The sequence below is a fragment of the Bowmanella pacifica genome (assembly GCF_014645355.1).
GTDB classification, from domain to species: domain Bacteria; phylum Pseudomonadota; class Gammaproteobacteria; order Enterobacterales; family Alteromonadaceae; genus Bowmanella; species Bowmanella pacifica.
Window position 1 is genome coordinate 562,088 of sequence record NZ_BMLS01000002.1, and the last position, 16,538, is coordinate 578,625.

General features: G+C 52.1%; 19 protein-coding genes. 13 read left to right on the plus strand and 6 right to left on the minus strand.

The genetic code is table 11. The features are described from left to right. Positions 1–155: 155 nt before the first annotated feature. The 11 genes from IEX02_RS08575 to ppnP all read left to right on the plus strand — a co-directional run bounded on the left by IEX02_RS08575 (position 156) and on the right by ppnP (position 11,312). Positions 156–1,328 (plus strand): Gfo/Idh/MocA family protein, encoded by a 1,173-nt coding sequence (locus IEX02_RS08575; protein ID WP_188693255.1) that lies wholly within the window; start codon positions 156–158, stop codon positions 1,326–1,328. Beyond that, positions 1,325–2,377, plus strand: coding sequence for a sugar phosphate isomerase/epimerase family protein (locus IEX02_RS08580; protein WP_188693257.1), 1,053 nt, complete (start codon positions 1,325–1,327; stop codon positions 2,375–2,377). The genes IEX02_RS08575 and IEX02_RS08580 overlap by 4 nt, the downstream gene beginning before the upstream one ends. Positions 2,378–2,387: 10 nt before the next feature. After that, the gene (locus IEX02_RS08585; RefSeq protein WP_188693260.1) at positions 2,388–3,623 is read left to right on the plus strand and encodes a nucleoside permease; all 1,236 of its coding nucleotides are present in this window, start codon (positions 2,388–2,390) and stop codon (positions 3,621–3,623) included. Continuing rightward, positions 3,616–4,497, plus strand: a complete 882-nt coding sequence (locus tag IEX02_RS08590) for a hydroxypyruvate isomerase family protein (protein ID WP_188693263.1) — start codon at positions 3,616–3,618, stop codon at positions 4,495–4,497. Before IEX02_RS08585 ends, IEX02_RS08590 begins: the two co-directional genes overlap by 8 nt. Before the next feature lie 53 nt (positions 4,498–4,550). Continuing rightward, positions 4,551–6,236: a GMC oxidoreductase gene (locus IEX02_RS08595; protein WP_188693266.1), complete on the plus strand. Its 1,686-nt coding sequence runs from the start codon at positions 4,551–4,553 to the stop codon at positions 6,234–6,236. Continuing rightward, the gene (locus IEX02_RS08600) at positions 6,236–6,841 is read left to right on the plus strand and encodes a gluconate 2-dehydrogenase subunit 3 family protein (protein ID WP_188693269.1); all 606 of its coding nucleotides are present in this window, start codon (positions 6,236–6,238) and stop codon (positions 6,839–6,841) included. The genes IEX02_RS08595 and IEX02_RS08600 overlap by 1 nt, the downstream gene beginning before the upstream one ends. A gap of 28 nt (positions 6,842–6,869) precedes the next feature. Next, complete coding sequence (locus tag IEX02_RS08605) at positions 6,870–7,616, plus strand: 3-keto-disaccharide hydrolase (protein WP_188693272.1); 747 nt, start codon at positions 6,870–6,872, stop codon at positions 7,614–7,616. Next, positions 7,613–8,221 carry a gluconate 2-dehydrogenase subunit 3 family protein gene (locus tag IEX02_RS08610; RefSeq protein ID WP_188693275.1) on the plus strand — a complete coding sequence of 203 codons (609 nt, stop codon included), beginning with the start codon at positions 7,613–7,615 and terminating at the stop codon, positions 8,219–8,221. Before IEX02_RS08605 ends, IEX02_RS08610 begins: the two co-directional genes overlap by 4 nt. 15 nt (positions 8,222–8,236) lie before the next feature. Beyond that, on the plus strand, positions 8,237–9,961 hold the full coding sequence (locus IEX02_RS08615; protein WP_188693276.1) for a GMC oxidoreductase: 1,725 nt from the start codon (positions 8,237–8,239) through the stop codon (positions 9,959–9,961). Between the two features lie 22 nt (positions 9,962–9,983). Beyond that, positions 9,984–10,844, plus strand: coding sequence for a sugar phosphate isomerase/epimerase family protein (locus tag IEX02_RS08620; protein WP_188693279.1), 861 nt, complete (start codon positions 9,984–9,986; stop codon positions 10,842–10,844). A gap of 153 nt (positions 10,845–10,997) precedes the next feature. Beyond that, complete coding sequence (gene ppnP / locus IEX02_RS08625) at positions 10,998–11,312, plus strand: pyrimidine/purine nucleoside phosphorylase (RefSeq protein ID WP_188693282.1); 315 nt, start codon at positions 10,998–11,000, stop codon at positions 11,310–11,312. Here the strand turns inward: ppnP and IEX02_RS08630 are convergent. Both IEX02_RS08630 and IEX02_RS08635 read right to left on the minus strand, forming a co-directional pair. Continuing rightward, positions 11,309–11,548, minus strand: coding sequence for a helix-hairpin-helix domain-containing protein (locus IEX02_RS08630; protein ID WP_188693284.1), 240 nt, complete (start codon positions 11,546–11,548; stop codon positions 11,309–11,311). The two genes, ppnP and IEX02_RS08630, sit on opposite strands and share 4 nt — an antisense overlap. A gap of 4 nt (positions 11,549–11,552) precedes the next feature. Beyond that, complete coding sequence (locus IEX02_RS08635) at positions 11,553–11,837, minus strand: hypothetical protein (RefSeq protein WP_188693287.1); 285 nt, start codon at positions 11,835–11,837, stop codon at positions 11,553–11,555. Between the two features lie 199 nt (positions 11,838–12,036). Here IEX02_RS08635 and IEX02_RS08640 point away from each other — a divergent pair, with 199 nt between their 5' ends. Continuing rightward, on the plus strand, positions 12,037–12,297 hold the full coding sequence (locus tag IEX02_RS08640) for a VOC family protein (RefSeq protein ID WP_229702158.1): 261 nt from the start codon (positions 12,037–12,039) through the stop codon (positions 12,295–12,297). Positions 12,298–12,325: 28 nt separating this feature from the next. Here the strand turns inward: IEX02_RS08640 and IEX02_RS08645 are convergent, their stop codons facing one another. The 3 genes from IEX02_RS08645 to IEX02_RS08655 form a co-directional block, all read right to left on the minus strand. Next, on the minus strand, positions 12,326–13,009 hold the full coding sequence (locus tag IEX02_RS08645; RefSeq protein WP_188693289.1) for a hypothetical protein: 684 nt from the start codon (positions 13,007–13,009) through the stop codon (positions 12,326–12,328). Positions 13,010–13,039: 30 nt separating this feature from the next. Then, positions 13,040–13,522, minus strand: a complete 483-nt coding sequence (locus tag IEX02_RS08650) for a YehS family protein (RefSeq protein ID WP_188693291.1) — start codon at positions 13,520–13,522, stop codon at positions 13,040–13,042. A gap of 85 nt (positions 13,523–13,607) precedes the next feature. Beyond that, entirely contained in the window at positions 13,608–14,597 is a 990-nt protein-coding gene (locus IEX02_RS08655) for a helix-turn-helix transcriptional regulator (RefSeq protein WP_188693294.1), read from the minus strand. A 100-nt stretch (positions 14,598–14,697) separates the two neighbouring features. Between IEX02_RS08655 and IEX02_RS08660 the strand changes: the two genes are divergently transcribed. Then, complete coding sequence (locus tag IEX02_RS08660; RefSeq protein ID WP_229702159.1) at positions 14,698–15,342, plus strand: glutathione S-transferase family protein; 645 nt, start codon at positions 14,698–14,700, stop codon at positions 15,340–15,342. Between the two features lie 99 nt (positions 15,343–15,441). On the opposite strand, the gene IEX02_RS08665 is transcribed toward IEX02_RS08660, so the two are convergent. Beyond that, on the minus strand, positions 15,442–16,536 hold the full coding sequence (locus IEX02_RS08665) for a helix-turn-helix domain-containing protein (protein ID WP_188693298.1): 1,095 nt from the start codon (positions 16,534–16,536) through the stop codon (positions 15,442–15,444). Positions 16,537–16,538: the final 2 nt, after the last annotated feature.

A 16,538-nucleotide genomic window follows, 5' to 3' on the forward strand; every position in this document is an offset into this window, starting at 1 on the left:
AAACAAGTTTATTACTTAAAGCAACTTACCCCTGGTTCTGCACCAAAAAGTAACTCGCCGATTTTATGCTAGAAGCAACCGATTCTATTCTATTTATATCCAACACTGTAGAGATAACATTCTGTTAACAGCCCTTTTTTTCAGGCCAGTAACAAATGCAAAAAGTCAGAATGGGAATGGTTGGCGGCGGCCCCGACGCCTTTATTGGTGCCGTGCACCGCATGGCTGCCAATCTGGACGGAAAGATTCAATTAGTCTGCGGCGCCTTCAGCCGCGACCCGGCCAAATCACAACAAATGAGCAGCCAGTTGGGTATTGATGCACAGCGCTGTTACGCCAGCTATCAAGCCATGTTCGACGCCGAAGCGCGCTTACCCGCTGACGAGCGCATGGAATTTGTTGCCATCGTCACGCCCAACCATTTGCACTTTGATGTGGCCAGGCAGGCATTACAAGCGGGCTTCCACGTACTCTGTGATAAACCCGCCACCCTCAATTTGACTGAAGCGCAGTTGCTTGCAGACGTAAAACAACGAAGTGGCCGATTGTATGCCCTTACCCATACCTACACTGGTTATCCCATGGTGGTCGCTGCCAGACAATTAGTTGTCAGTGGTCAACTTGGCAAGATCCGCAAAGTGGCAGTGGAATATCACCAGGGCTGGCTTGCCGACCTAAGCGGCGACAGTGGCAAACAAGCGGCCTGGCGATTGGATCCGGCCCAGGCGGGTAGCAGTTGCTGTATGGCCGATATCGGCGTACACGCCGCCAATCTGGCCGAATTTATCTGTGATGATCACATCGCCGAACTCAGTGCCGACATTAGTGCCAGTGGCAATCGCCAGTTAGACGATGATGGCGTAGTGATGCTGCGCTTTGCGGGTGGTGCCAGAGGAATGCTCAGTGCCAGCCAGATAGCGGTGGGCGAGGAAAACAACCTGCGCATTCGGGTATATGGTGAAAAAGCCTCATTAGACTGGTCGCAGGAATCGCCCAACAGCCTCAAGCTGATGCATGCCGATAAGCCCTTTGAAACGCTGCGCGCTGCCACCCCTACTGCTGCTGCATTAGGCGGTATTACCCGCACCCCGCCCGGTCACCCGGAAGGATACTTAGAAGCCTTCGCTAACTTGTATTGCCAGTTTGCCGAGCAGGTATCTCAGGCACGCCAGCAGCATCCGGATATCCATTCATTGCTGCCCGGAATCAACGAAGCATTGCGCGGTATGGCCTTTATCGAGACGGTGGTAACCGCAAGTAGCAGTCAGCAAAAATGGCACAAAGTGCCGGATGTTAGCAACTTATCAGGTCAAGGAGGCCAAGCATGAACAATATCAAAGGCCCGGCTATTTTCCTGGCGCAGTTTGCCTCAGATTCAGCGCCCTTCAACAGCTTTGACAGCATTTGCCAATGGGCAGCCGGACTGGGATACCAAGGTATACAGTTGCCAACCTGGGAAAAGCGCTTATTTGATTTAGAACTGGCCGCCAACAGCCAGGATTATTGTGATGACATCCTGGGCGTCGCTGCCAGTCACGGCCTGGCCATTACCGAGCTGTCGACTCACCTGCAAGGCCAGTTGGTGGCCGTACACCCGGCCTACGACCAAATGTTCGATGGCTTTGCCCCGGATGCAGTAAAAGGCAACCCTGGCGCGCGCACCGAATGGGCAAAACAACAATTAATGGCCGCCGCCACGGCCAGTGCCAGAATGAAGCTGACCGCCCACGCTAGTTTTTCCGGTGCGCTACTTTGGCACACCCACTACCCCTGGCCACAACGTCCGGCCGGTTTGGTGGAGCAAGGTTTCGAAGAACTGGCCAAACGCTGGCTGCCTATTCTGGATAAATTTGCCGAGCAAGGGGTGGATATCTGTTATGAGCTGCATCCAGGGGAAGATCTGCATGACGGCGTCACTTTTGACCGCTTCTTGCAGGCCACCAATGACCACCCGGCGGCTAACATACTCTACGACCCCAGCCACTTTGTATTACAGCATTTGGATTATCTGGCCTTTATTGACATCTATCATGCGCGCATCAAAGCCTTTCATGTCAAAGACGCTGAATTCAATAAAAACGGCCGCAGCGGTGTCTATGGCGGTTACCAAGGCTGGCTGGAACGCCCCGGCCGGTTCCGTTCCCTGGGCGACGGCCAAATTGATTTTGGCCAGATTTTCAGTAAGTTAACTCAATATGGTTATCAGGGCTGGGCGGTGCTTGAATGGGAATGTTGCATTAAGCACCCCGAAGACGGCGCCCGGGAAGGGGCTGAATTTATTCGCCGTCACCTGATCCGTACCACAGACAAAGCCTTTGACGACTTTGCCGCCAGCAGCACCGACCACGCACTCAACCGTAAGATCCTAGGTTTATAGGGAGCTGACCATGAAAGCAGGTATTCGATTCCAACTCTGCCTGATGATGTTTCTGCAGTTTTTTATCTGGGGCGGCTGGTTTGTCACCCTGGGCACCTTTCTGGGTAACAATTTAGGCGCCAGCGGCGGTGAAATCGGCATGGCCTTCGCCACCCAGTCCTGGGGCGCCATTATCGCCCCTTTTATTATCGGCCTGATTGCCGACCGTTATTTTAATGCCGAGCGTATACTCGGGGTGCTGCATCTGCTCGGCGCGGTGCTGATGTATTGTCTGTATACCGCCACGGATTTTGCCAGTTTCTATCCCTATGTGCTGGCCTATATGATTGCCTATATGCCCACTCTGGCGCTGGTCAACTCGGTATCTTTCGGGCAAATGCAGGAACCCGCCAAAGAGTTTGGCAAGATTCGGGTTTGGGGCACCATCGGCTGGATCCTGGCCGGTCTGGTAATTAGCTATGTGTTTTCCTGGGATGCCAAGGCCGCTATTGCCGACGGCATGCTGAAAAACACCTTCGCGCTTTGTGCTGCGGCGTCTTTGCTACTGGGCTTGTTCAGCTTCAGCCTGCCTGCCACACCGCCCAAATCCACCACACAATCCGGCAACGAGAAAAGTAGCCTGGGGCAAATGTTAGGCTTAGACGCCCTGGCTCTGCTTAAAGACCGTAACTTTTTACTGTTCTTTATCTCCTCGGTACTGATCTGTATTCCGCTGGCCTTTTACTATCAAAATGCCAACCCCTTCCTGACCGAAATCGGCGTGGAAAATGCCACCGGCAAGATGACCCTCGGCCAGGTTTCAGAGGTGCTGTTTATGCTTGCACTGCCGGTGTTTTTGCAGCGTTTTGGCTTAAAGCTGACCTTACTGGTGGGGATGGGCGCCTGGGTACTACGATATGTACTCTTTGCCTACGGCGATGCTGGCAGCGCAATGGCCATGTTGCTGGTAGGTATAGCTCTACACGGGATCTGCTATGACTTCTTCTTTGTGTCAGGGCAGATTTATACCAATGCCAAGGCCAGCGACAACACCAAAAGCGCCGCCCAAGGCCTGATCACCCTAGCCACCTACGGGGTTGGTATGTTGGTTGGATTCTGGGTAGCAGGACAAATCACCGACCGCTTTGCCGGGCAAGGCGGCCATGATTGGCAGCAAATCTGGCTATACCCGGCGGGCTTTGCCGCAGTGATTTTTGTGCTGTTCTTGTTTAGTTTCAAAAACGAACAGGTGGCCAGCCATGAATAACTCACGCCGCCAGCTATTCAAACACATGGCCCTGGCCGGCGGCTTAAGCGCGCTCTCATCGCCGCTCTTGGCCGCGCTCAACCAAAACAGTGCTGCGATACTGAAAGGCAATATTCGCCATTCAGTCAGTCGCTGGACCTATGGCGAGCTGAGTATTGAGGCGCTGTGTAAGGTCGTCAAAGCCTTAGGCTTTTCTGCCATTGACTTAGTGGGACCACAAGACTGGCCGGTACTAAAGCGCTTTGGCATAGATTCATCTATGTGTAACGGTGCCGAACTCAATCTTACCGATGGCTGGTGCGACACTTCGTTTCACGACCAGTTGATCCCCCGCTACCTCAAGCATATCGACCTGGTGGCTGATGCGGGCTACACCAACCTTATCTGCTTTAGCGGCAATAAAAGGGGCATGCGCCAAGACATTGGTCTTGCCAATGCCGTGACCGGCCTGAAACAAATTCTGCCACACGCGCAAAAACGTGGGGTGGTGCTGCAAATGGAGCTGTTCAACAGCAAAGTCGATCACCCTGATTATATGGCGGATAACTCGGCCTGGGGTGTTGCCCTGTGCAAAGCCCTGGGCAGCGAGCACTTTAAACTGCTGTATGACATTTACCATATGCAAATCAACGAAGGTGATGTGATCCGAACTATTCGTGACAACCATCAGTACTTCGGTCACTACCACACCGCCGGCGTGCCCGGGCGACACGAAATTGATGACAGCCAGGAGCTTAACTACCGGGCCATTGCCAAGGCAATTTATGACACCGGCTTTAAGGGCTATCTGGCTCAGGAGTTTATTCCAACCCCACCTGGCATGGACGGCAAAATTGCTTCCTTGCAACAGGCCGTTGCCATTTGTGACCTGTAGTTGGGTGTAGTGCAGTATGCGGGCAACAAGACCCGCACCTTTAGGGGAAGACCATGTCAGTAAATGAATATGATGCAATAGTTGTTGGCTCAGGTATTAGCGGCGGGTGGGCCGCCAAAGAGCTGAGTGAACGGGGTCTGAAGGTGCTGATGCTGGAACGCGGCAGAAATATCGAGCACATCAAAGACTACAAAAATGCTCACAAAGAAGCCTGGGATTACCCCCATCACGATGTCCCCACCCAACAGATGAAGCTGGATTATCCGGTGCTGCGTCGTGATTATCCGCTCAATGAATCCACCTTTGGTATGTGGGCCAATGAGAAAGACGCCCCTTACACCGAAGACAAGCGCTTCGACTGGTACCGGGGCTATCATGTGGGTGGTCGCTCCTTGCTGTGGGGCAGACAAAGCTACCGATTCAATGAACAGGACTTTCTTGCCAACGCGCAGGAAGGTATCGCCGTAGACTGGCCCATCCGTTACGAAGATTTGGCCCCTTGGTATGACTATGTGGAACGTTTCGCCGGTATCAGTGGCAGCAGCGAAGGCCTGGATGTGCTGCCGGACGGCCAGTTTCAACCACCCATTCCACTAAACTGCGTCGAAAAAGACGTGGCCGCGCGGATTAAAAAGGCCTTTGCCGGCACCCGGCATTTGATTCATTCCCGCTGCGCGAATATTACCGAACCCAAGCCAGAGCAAGGCCGCACCAACTGTCAGTACCGGGCCAAGTGCTGGTTGGGCTGCCCCTTTGGTGGCTATTTCAGCACCCAGTCGGCCACGCTGCCAGCCGCGCTTAAAACCGGCAATCTAACCTTAAGACCCTTTTCTGTCGTCTCAAGAGTGCTGTATGACAAAGATAAAAAGCGCGCCACTGGCGTCGAAGTCATTGATGCCGAGACCAACCAGGTTATTGAATATAAAAGTAAACTGGTATTTTTGAACGCCTCAGCCTTTAACAGCACCTGGCTGTTGATGAACTCGGCCACCGATGTCTGGGAAGGCGGCCTTGGCAGCAGTAGCGGCGAGCTGGGTCACAATGTCATGGATCACCATTTCAGGGTGGGCGCCTCTGCTGATGTGGAAGGCTATTTGGACAAATATACTTTTGGTCGCCGCCCGGCCGGTTTTTACATTCCACGCTATCGTAACTGGCACAAGGATAAACGTGACTACCTGCGCGGCTTTGGTTACCAAGGCAGCGCCAGTCGTCAGGGCTGGCAAAAAGACATTCGCGAAATGGGCATTGGCGCCGAGCTTAAAGCCGGGCTGAGTGAGCCTGGACACTGGGGTATAGGCATGTCGGCCTTTGGCGAGATCCTGCCCTATCACGACAACCGCATTTACCTGAATCATCAGGTTAAGGATAAATGGGGCTTGCCGGTGCTGGCCATGAACGTGGAAATTAAGCAAAACGAGCTGGCCATGCGCAAAGACATGCAAGCCGATGCCATGGAAATGTTTGAGGCAGCAGGACTTAAAAACGTCAAAGGCTATGACAGCGACTATGCGCCTGGTATGGGTATTCATGAAATGGGTACCGCCAGAATGGGGCGGGATGCCAAAAGCTCAGTGTTGAATAAGCACAACCAGGTGTGGGATGCGCCTAACGTGTTTGTTACCGACGGCGCCTGTATGACCTCAGCGTCTTGCGTCAACCCGTCCCTGACTTATATGGCCCTGACCGCCAGAGCCGCCGCCTTTGCCGTAGAGGAACTCAAGCGAGGAAATCTGTAATGGAAAGACGTGAACTACTAAAGATGATTGCGGCCGCGACCGGCGCCGCTTTTATCGGTAATCCGCTGGCCCTGGCGGCTGAGTCGGCTCAACGGCCTGGCACAGGTTTTAGCGCTGATGACATGCAGCTGTTAAACGAGATAGCCGAGACTATTATTCCCCGTACCGATAGCCCGGGGGCGAAAGACGCTAACATCGGCCAGTTGATGACCCGCCTGGTCAGTGATTGCTATTTGCCTGGCGAACAAGCCTTGTTCAGACAAGGTATGCAAAAGCTTAACGAGGCAGCGCTCAACCAATTTGGTAAAGCCTTTTTGCTGCTTGAACAAAAACACAAGCACAGCCTGTTGTCGGAATTAAATGATGAAGCCTACCGCTACAACAAGCAAAATAAGGTGCGACACTGGGAATTAGGTCGCCCCGGCGGCACACCAGACGAAGACAAAGCCCTGCCCCACTACTTTACCTTATTTAAACAACTGACCTTGTTCGGATTCTTCACCTCCAAACCAGGCGCCACCCAGGTTTTACGCTATGTGGCGGTACCTGGCCGTTATGATGGTGAATTCCCCTATAAAAAAGGCGATAAAGCCTGGGCAACCTGATATCAGTGAATTAGCAGAGTAAAAAATTATGCAGACCAGAAACAAAATATTAAGTGCCACCGCCTGCCTGTTGTTATTTGGGCAGGCTGCCTTTGCCCAGAACGACCGCGAGCAACAGGCGCAAAAAACCGAAGTATGGGAGCCAGAGCCAAAGGTGGTCAGTGCACCATTAAATGCCCCGCCCTCAGATGCGGTGGTGTTGTTTGGTGGCAACTCCCTTAGCCAGTGGCTAAGTGTTAAAGGCGGCGATGCACCCTGGCAACTAACCGACGGGGTAATGACAGTCGCCCCAGGTAGCGGCGATATTCGCAGCAAGGCAGAGTTTTGTGATGTGCAGCTGCATCTGGAATGGCGGGTACCAGCCCCTGAACCAGATATGCAAGGACAGCAGCGCAATAACAGCGGGGTATTTTTGCAGCAGCGCTACGAAATTCAGATTCTCGATTCATTCGAAAATCGCACCTACAGCAATGGCCAGGCCGGGTCACTGTATAAGCAAGCCATACCACTGGTAAATGCCATGCGTGAGCCAGGGCAATGGCAAAGCTATGACATTATTTTTAAGGCCCCGCGCTTTGATGGCGACAAACTGACTCAGCCGGGTTTTATTACTGTGCTGCACAACGGTGTATTGGTGCAGAATCACACCCAGATTCAGGGTGATACGGTATGGCTGGGTCAACCCAGTTATACTGCTCATGGCTGTGCCCCAATTCAATTGCAGGATCACGGTAATCTGGTCAGTTTTCGTAATATCTGGGCACGGCCATTATGAGTACAGCAAACGGCTTGGGCCTGGACAGGCGTAGCCTGCTAAAAGGACTGGGAGCAGTGCTGGGTGCCCAGGCGGCCAGCCAGCTACTTGGCGGTCAGAATGTTGCAGTGGCCATGGCCTTTGCGCAGGACAGCGCGCCACGTCAGTTACAGCTATTAAGTGAAAGACAATTTAAAACCTTAGCAGGCATAGCCGATTTAACTATTCCAAGAACCGACTCCCCAGGCGCACTGGACACCCACAGTCATTGGTTTGTAGATAATCAGCTTAAGCACTGTTTTGACAGCGAAGAACAAGCCGTTGCCACCGTGATACTCAACAAAATTGATACGGTGGCACAAAGCCAGTGGGGCAAAGCCTTTTATCAGGGCGAGCAAGCTGGACAACTGGCCTTACTGACCGCACTTGAAGCAGCCGATGGCCCTTTTAGCCAAGCTGATACCAAGGCGTTTAAAATGCTTAAAGCCTTAGTGGTATTCGGCTTTTTCACCAGCAAGGTAGGTATGACACAACTGCTTGCCTATGACCCGGTCCCCGGCGGTTTTAAAGGATCGCTGCCTTATGCATCGGTGGGTAAAGCATACAGTGGCGGTTACCCGTTTTAAGCAAGGATGTAACAGATGCAAGAGACGATAGTGCAAAGCACTGATGATGAGTTTGACGTTCTAATTGTCGGCTCAGGCGTAACCGGCGGCTGGGCTGCCAAGGAATTCTGCGAAGCCGGCTTTAAAACCCTGCTGATTGAGCGTGGCCGCTTGGTAGAACACCGTAAAGACTATCCCACCGAGGGCAAAGGCCCTTGGGAATACCCAACTCGCACCGTGGCAGAAAACTTACTGGTAGACCAAACCCAAGCCATTCAGAAGCAGTGTTATGCCTTTAACGACACCAGCAAGCACTTTTTCGGTAATGATCGTGACCTGCCCTACAGCACAGAGCCAGGCACCAGCTTCAGTTGGATCCGCGCTAACCAACTGGGCGGCAAGTCACTGCTGTGGGCACGTCAAACCTTCAGGCTCAGCGACTATGATTTAAGCGCCAATGCGAAAGACGGTTTGGGTATTGATTGGCCTATCCGCTATCAGGATCTTGCCCCTTGGTATGACTATGTGGAAAAGTTTGCCGGTATTTCCGCGGCACAGAATAATCTGCCGCAATTGCCAGATAGCATTGCCCAGCCAGCCTTTGAATTAACTAAACCTGAGCTGGACTTTCAAGCCAGCCTGGCCGAGCATTTCCCCGACAAGCCTATGGTGGTGGGGCGCTGCGCCCACTTAACCGAGCCGAGTAAAATCCAGTTGGAACTTGGTCGGGTAACCTGCCAGGCGCGCAGCGAATGCTACCGTGGCTGTTCTTTCGGTGCTTACTTTTCCACCCAGAGTGCCACCCTGCCCGCCGCAGCCCGCACCGGTAATTTACATATCGCCCCCAACAGCGTGGTTCATAGCCTGATTTACGACGATGCCAAACAGCGGGTGACCGGCGTGCGGGTTGTCGACAATGACAATCTCAGCCAGCGTGAATATCGCGGCAAGATAGTGTTCTTATGTGCATCCACTTTAGGCTCTACACAAGTGCTGCTGAATTCCACCAGCAAGCGCTTCCCCAACGGCTTAGCCAATTCATCCGGGGTGCTGGGGCGTTACCTGATGGATCACAATTACAATGCCTGGGCCTCGGCCCGTATTCCAGGTTATGAGGATGAATATTACCGGGGCCGGCGGCCAACCGGTATCTATATCCCCAACTCGCATTTTGAGCCGTCTCGTTATCATAAAGCCTTTAAGCGTGGTTATGCCATTGCCGGTGGTGCTACCCGCGGCAGTTGGCAGGGTATGAGTAAGCAAGATGGCTTTGGTAGCGACTTTAAACAACGCCTGACTCAGGCTGGCCCTTGGCAAATCTGGATGGGTGCACAGGGCGAGATGCTACCGCGAGCCGATAACCAAGTGAGTCTGCACCCCAATAAAAAAGACAAATGGGGCATTCCGCAATTGCACTTTAACTGCCAATGGTCAGACAACGAGCTGAATATGATGCAGCATGCCGCCGAGACTATGCATAAGATGCTAGAAACTGCCGGTTTTGAGTCTATCCGTTCACAAGCCACCACCGCCCCACCGGGACTGGCGATTCATGAAATAGGCACCGCCCGTATGGGCAACGATCCCAAGCAATCGGTGTTGAATAAATACAACCAGGCTCACGACGTACCTAACCTGTTTGTCACCGATGGAGCCAGTTTTTGTTCATCCGGGGTGGTTAATCCCACCCTGACCTTTATGGCACTCACTGCCAGAGCGGCGCACTACGCCATTGACCAAGTTAAATCAGGGCGCCTGTAGCGCCAGGAGAAAAGGAAACAATATGAAAATTCGTCCATTGATGAGTGCGCTTTTATGCCTTCTCCCTTTTACCGTAGCTCAGGCGGCAACAGAGCTGCCGAAAATCAGCGTACAGCTGTGGTCGGTTAAGGATGATATTAAAAGTGATATTGACGACACCTTAAGCAAGCTAGCCGACATGGGCTTTGACGGGGTGGAATTTGCAGGAAGCTTTGGCCCTTACGCTAAAAAACCAGCCGCCCTTAAGGCCAAACTGGATGAGCTTGGCCTGGCCTGCTCTGGCGCACATATCGGCTTTGACGCCTTAAACGAAGCCAATCGTTATCGCACCCTGGCTTTTTATCAGGCCCTGGATTGCCCTACTTTGATTGTGCCCTGGGACGAGCGGGCCTTCGCGGCCGAGACCGTTCAGCAAACCGTAGCCGATCTCAATGCCTTCTATCCTCTGGTCAGCGCCTACGGCCTGCATTTTGGCTATCACAACCATGCCCAGGAATTCTCTTCCGGTGGACACGGCAGCAAAACCTTATGGGACTATATTGCTGCTAATACACCGGATGATTTAGTGCTGCAGCAGGATGTGGGCTGGAGCTATTTTGCCGGTCACAACCCAGCCGATTATGTGCGCGCCTACCCTGGCCGCACCCTGACCACGCACTACAAAGCCAAGCTGCGGGACAGCGACAAGGGCAAAAAGGTCCTGATTGGCCAGGACGGTATCGACTGGCAGTCCCTGCTCAGCGCCAATATTGAGGTAGGAGGCACTCACTGGCTGGTTGTTGAGCAAGAAGAATACCCTGATAACCTCAGCCCCATGCAAGCGGTAGAGAAATCCAAACAGGGTTTGGATAACGAAATCAAGCGTTGGAAAACCAAGCACTAAGAGGGCGTTATAACCTTATTCCACTGAGGTAAACATAAGGATATTGACCCGGATATCGCTTAGCGGCACATTGAATAGCGTGGCGCTAGGCGACACATTTTCAGTCACTATCTGTTCCACTTAGCACTGTCGGAACAAACTCAAGGAGTCAGTATGTCCCAGTTTGATAACGTTTCACTTATTCGGGAAGCCAATATCTATTTCGACGGCAAAGTCACCAGCCGCACTGTGCTGTTTGCTGATGGCACCCGAAAAACACTGGGGATCATGCAGCCCGGCGAGTATGAGTTCTCTACCCGCGAGAAAGAATTGATGGAGATTCTGGCTGGCAGTCTTAAGGTCAAACTGCCCGGTGAAGACTGGCAGCAGATTAACGGCGGCCAGCAGTTTTATGTACCAGCCGATGCCGCTTTTCAGGTAAAAGTAGAAACTGTCAGCGATTACTGCTGCAGCTATCTGGCCGATTAATCCAGCGGCTGCTGCGCTCTGGCAATGGCGGCCGCTACGGCTGCCAGTGCCTGCGGGCTGTTTTTCCAACAGCTTGTGCCCAGCATTGAGGCAACACGCTGTGCAATAGTCTCGGGCTTATACCCCGCCAGCATGGCAAACGAATCTATACCGATTTCTTCAAATCGCTTTACCACAGTAGGGCCCACCCCTTTTACCGCCAGCAAGGCTTCCTTTTCCTTTATGCTAAAGGCCATCTTATTACTCCTGTTTTTCCTTATCCTGGACTTGCTCATGCATTTTCGCTTTTTGGTACTTACGCTCTGTCAGATGCCACAGCCCCCAGGCAAATAATAAACCGGCCAGCGGCCAGATAAGCAAATGCACCAACACGGCTTTGGATAACCACCCACCAGCAAAAGGCTGGTTGATATACAGCATAATCAGCAGCATGGGCAGGGCCCAGGCCACACCGTTGGTCAAAACAAAGCGCATTTGTCCTTTAGCGCGGGTTTGCTGCCAGGCCTCACGTTCTTCTACTCTCAATGGCTTTCCTCTCAGATATCGCATGCGCTGGATTGTGGATTCGACTTTGCCAAACGCCAGTCTACACTGAACCCAACTCACAGGAACGGAATATGACATGAACAAACAAAAAGTAACCGGCATCGGCGGTTTGTTTTTCAGAAGCCAAAATCCACAAGCACTGGCCAGCTAGTACACCGAGCATCTGGGTATCGACATTATGCAAGGTGTGTGGATACAGCAAGCAGGCCCCACAGTATTGATGCCGTTTTCTGTGGATACGGATTACTTCCCAGCCAAGCAGAACTGGATGATCAACTTTCGCGTAGATGACCTGGATGCCATATTGACTCAGTTGGCCCAGGCGGGCATAGCGGTGGAAACCCGGCCAGAATGGGATTCCGACATCGGCCGCTTTGCCCGTATTTATGACCCTGAAGGCAACCCCATTGAGCTATGGCAGCCCGCACATAGCTCATAGCTCATAATGACTTGGGATTTACTGCCGGTTATTCCTTGTAGGGCTTTAAGCCATAATCATTGGCTAAGTCACCAGAACACTGACTCTCGGCCAGGGTATTTTCCACCTGCTGGCGCATCTGTTTATCCTGTACCTGACCAAGGCTCCCCTCACCATTTAACGCCCTAATAGTATCCATATACATGGCTTCCATTTGCTCTCGTTTAGACTTAGGGAACAAGGACCAAGCGGTATTGGACATAATACCCAGGGCACCTTCCAACTGCTGGCCGTCAAAGATCTTATTAAAGTTGTCGACGTTGTCCAGTACCGGCACCGGGACAGGATTTTTGGTCGCGTGAGAGGCCGTATCCTTAAGCCCACTCAATAAGCGTTCGTAGATATAAGTGGCCCAATCTCGTTCTTTATCACTTAGCTGAGCCACTTTTTTATCCAAATCGGCAAGCTGGTTGCGCTGTTCTTCGTAGCGCCCCAACACCGGATGGGATTTGCATGAGTCAGCCCCGTCATCCTTACATAACAAGGCACATTGGTTGGGACAGTTAAAGGTGCCCATACCCACCCCAAGTGCGGCGCATGACAGTTCACACCCCGGACCTTTTTCCACTTTGGATTTGTTAAACCAGTCACGGCAGACCGCCGATGGTGCAGCCGCATTGGCTAATGAAGCAAAAAAACTACTTATCAGTACTAAGGTAACGACTAACTTCATACCTGAAACATCCTTGTTAATTGAGCAAGATTACTGTGGGTAAACGCTATCATCCTGAGGGCGCAAACGACGTTGTACGCCGTTTAAAAAATTACGCAGGATCTGGTCTTTGCATTCGCGGTAGTTCTTATGATCGGGCTTTCGGAAAAATGCACTCAGCTCATGTTGGCTTAAACGAAAATCCACCAACTGCATGGTTTCCAATACATCTTCAGCCTTCATATTTAAGGCAATCCGCAGCTTCTGGAAAATCACATTATTGGTCAGGCGTGGCAAGACCTTGGGTGCCTCGCCTTCACGTTTACCGCGTTTTATATTAATCAGACCGTCCAGATAACTCCCCAATTCAGCATCACTTAGGGCAACAAACTGCGCATCATCGTCTTTTCGCAGCCAATTGTGCAGTTGCTGGACCGACACCTTCTGATCCGCGGCGGCAAAGATCTCCACCATGGTATTATCTTTAAAATCAAAGGCGTAGCGAATACGTCGTAAAATGTCGTTATTGGTCAAAATAGATCCTAATTGATATCGGTATGGTCAACACGACCATGGAGCAACAAGTATAACAAGGCCTGTGAGACGGGTCGATGACAGCTCAAAGGGATAATGACGTTGTATCCTGGTTGGTATAAAGTTTAACCAGTGCCGCGATCATCTGCTGCATCTGGTTTCGCAATGGTTCTGGTGACAGCACCTCCAACTCAGGACCCAGGCGCAATAATTCACCAGCACTATGTCTTACCGAACCAAAGGGAATCTGCATCTGCTGCCAGCCTTGTTCATCGGGCTCACCAATAGCAACACAGTGCTGCAACTGATAAGGCGATAAAAACGCCTTCAACCACTGACGTCCCTCGGCAGAGAGCCTTACCAATGCAGTCTTTGGGTATAACTGCGCCTCCATACGCAACAAACTTTGCTGCCAATATGCGGGGAGATTAAAGTCTGACGGGCGGATAAAGCTTTCTTCAAGTAGCTTGAGTTCCAGAATACGCGCAATCCGGTAAGTACGCACATCGCCGTCCACCTGACCGGCCAGATACCACTGCCCTCCTTTTTGCACCAGGCCAAGAGGAGCAATAGTGCGCTCTTTCTCGGCTTTCCAACTACGGTAGCGCACCCAAATTTTATGCTGATTCCGCACCGCGTCGGTCAGTACAGCCAGATAAGGGGGCTGCTCGGCCTCACCAAACCAGGTCGGAGCATCCAGATAAAAGCGATGACTCATTCGCTCTGCTTCGCTGCGCTGGGCAGCTGGCAAGGCGGCCAATAATTTTAACTGCGCATCAGATACTGCATTTCCCAGCCCTAAATCCGCAGCCTGCTTGGACAAGCCCAGCATAAACAGGGCTTCGGCCTCATCACCAGACAAGCCATTTAACTGAGTGCGATGCCCTTCCACCAGTCGATAGCCCCCTTCGCTGCCACGCTCGGCATACACAGGAATACCGGCGGCACTTAAGGCATCCATATCCCGATAAATGGTGCGCAGGGATACCTGACAATCCTCGGCCAATTGCTTGGCGGTAACCCGTCCCTTGGCCTGCAAGGTAACTAAAATGCTCAGTAATCGGCTGGCCCGCATAAATATTTTTTAAACATGACAAAAACTGACAGGTATGGTGCCTTATTTTATCCGGGCTGCCATCCCCTTGGCGGTACAAAAAAACTAACAGGAGAAAATGATGACACCTAGCAACCTGACGTTTTACCATGCGCCGCAAAGCCGCTCTTCGGTTGCCCTGACGTTACTCGAAGAATTGCGCGCCCCATTTGAACTTAAGCTGATTAACATTAAGGCTGGGGAGCAGCGCCAGCCCGATTACCTTGCCATCAATCCTTTGGGCAAAGTGCCGGCGCTGGCCCATCAAGGCAAGATCATCACCGAGCAAGTGGCAATCTTTTTGTACCTGGCCGACCTATTTCCTGAAGCTCAACTGGCCCCGGCCTTAACCGATCCCAGTCGGGGGGAATATTTGCGCTGGATGGTTTATTACGCTGCCTGCTATGAACCAGCCATGGTGGATAAATTTATGCAGCGTGAACCCGCCTCCCCGTCTGTCTCGGTTTACAGTGACGAGTACAGCATGCTGGAAACCATACTCAGCCCGCTGCGTGAGCGGCCCTATTTACTGGGTGATGAAATCAGTGCCGCGGATATCCTGTGGGGGAGTTCTTTTGCCTGGGGACTGGCCTTCGATATGGTGCCACGCCTGCCGGTGCTGACCAGCTATGTAGACAGAATTTGCAGTCGCCCCAGTGCATTAAAAGTGCAAAAGCAGGATGCCATCTGGGCGGTTCAGCATCAGGCCAAGGCAGACGGCCAATAATCGGACGTAGCGATACTCTGGGCATAAGAAGAAGGCTGAAGCTAATTGCCAGCAAGGCAAAGAAAGCGGGCAAGCGCCAGCGAAATCTGCTTAACCACATCAATGGCTGCCTTCTTTGCCCATTTGTTCAATGTATTTAACGAAAACACCACTTAAAAACTTCTCAGAATCAAAGCCCAATCGTTTGGCTACCGCCGATACCCTGGCGTCACTGCGCATCAGCACATTCTTGGCGTACTCCAGGCGGTAGTGATAAACAAAAACGCGAAAATTACGCTTCAACAGCTGCCGGGTCGCAATCGCAAGCGCATTAGGGTTCACCTCTGCCAGTGCGGCAAATTCTTTGATCCTAAGGCCAATGATTTTATACGCCTTATGCTGGATCATGCTGCGCTCTGCACGCTGTAGCACGTGTTGCAAATAGGCATCGCTATAATGATGTTCTGCTAATTGGTGGTAATCCAGCGGCGAAGGGGAATAACGCCGCGACTCCATTAGCGAGAGGCTCAGAGCAACAAACAGCAAATAGTAGCCAAGCTGCAAAAATCCCTGCCAGTGCTCGAAAGGTAGCAAGTCAAATGCCACCAACATCGTCAGTACTAAGCTAACAAATGCCAGTGTAATAAGCCCACCGAACAGCTTTGCCGCTACCGATATGCGGTATAGATGCACATCAACCACCTGGTCAGATAAATGAGCCTGATAGTCGCTGATCTTTTGCTCCACATTGAAGGCCAGAAACAATACTAAAAAATGACAAAGGGCAAGATACCCGTAGAGTGGCCAGTGCCCGGCCAAATCCCCGAGTAAAGGCTGGTGCAATAACTGAATTTTATAGTCCAGCGGTACAAGCAGGAAGGGCATCTGCAACAACGCCGCCACGCCCATGCAGGTGCAAATCAGCCAGAGCCGGTAACGGCCTTTTTCCAGTACCGTTTTAGCCACCGCCATGACCAGCAAGGCGGCGATGATCACCGGCATGCCGTTAAACAGGCCGGCCAGAAAGGCCCAGCCAGACTGACTATCAAAGGCCTGTAACAGCAGATCGGTCAATAAAGTAGGCAGAAACAGTACCGCCAGCAACAGTTCCTGTGCATGAGGCAAACGGGCATAGCGCCAGCAAATCAACAGTAGCGGCGCCAGCCATAATGCCAAGGCGCCCAACAAGAATATTTGCGTTTGATTGAACAGCATGC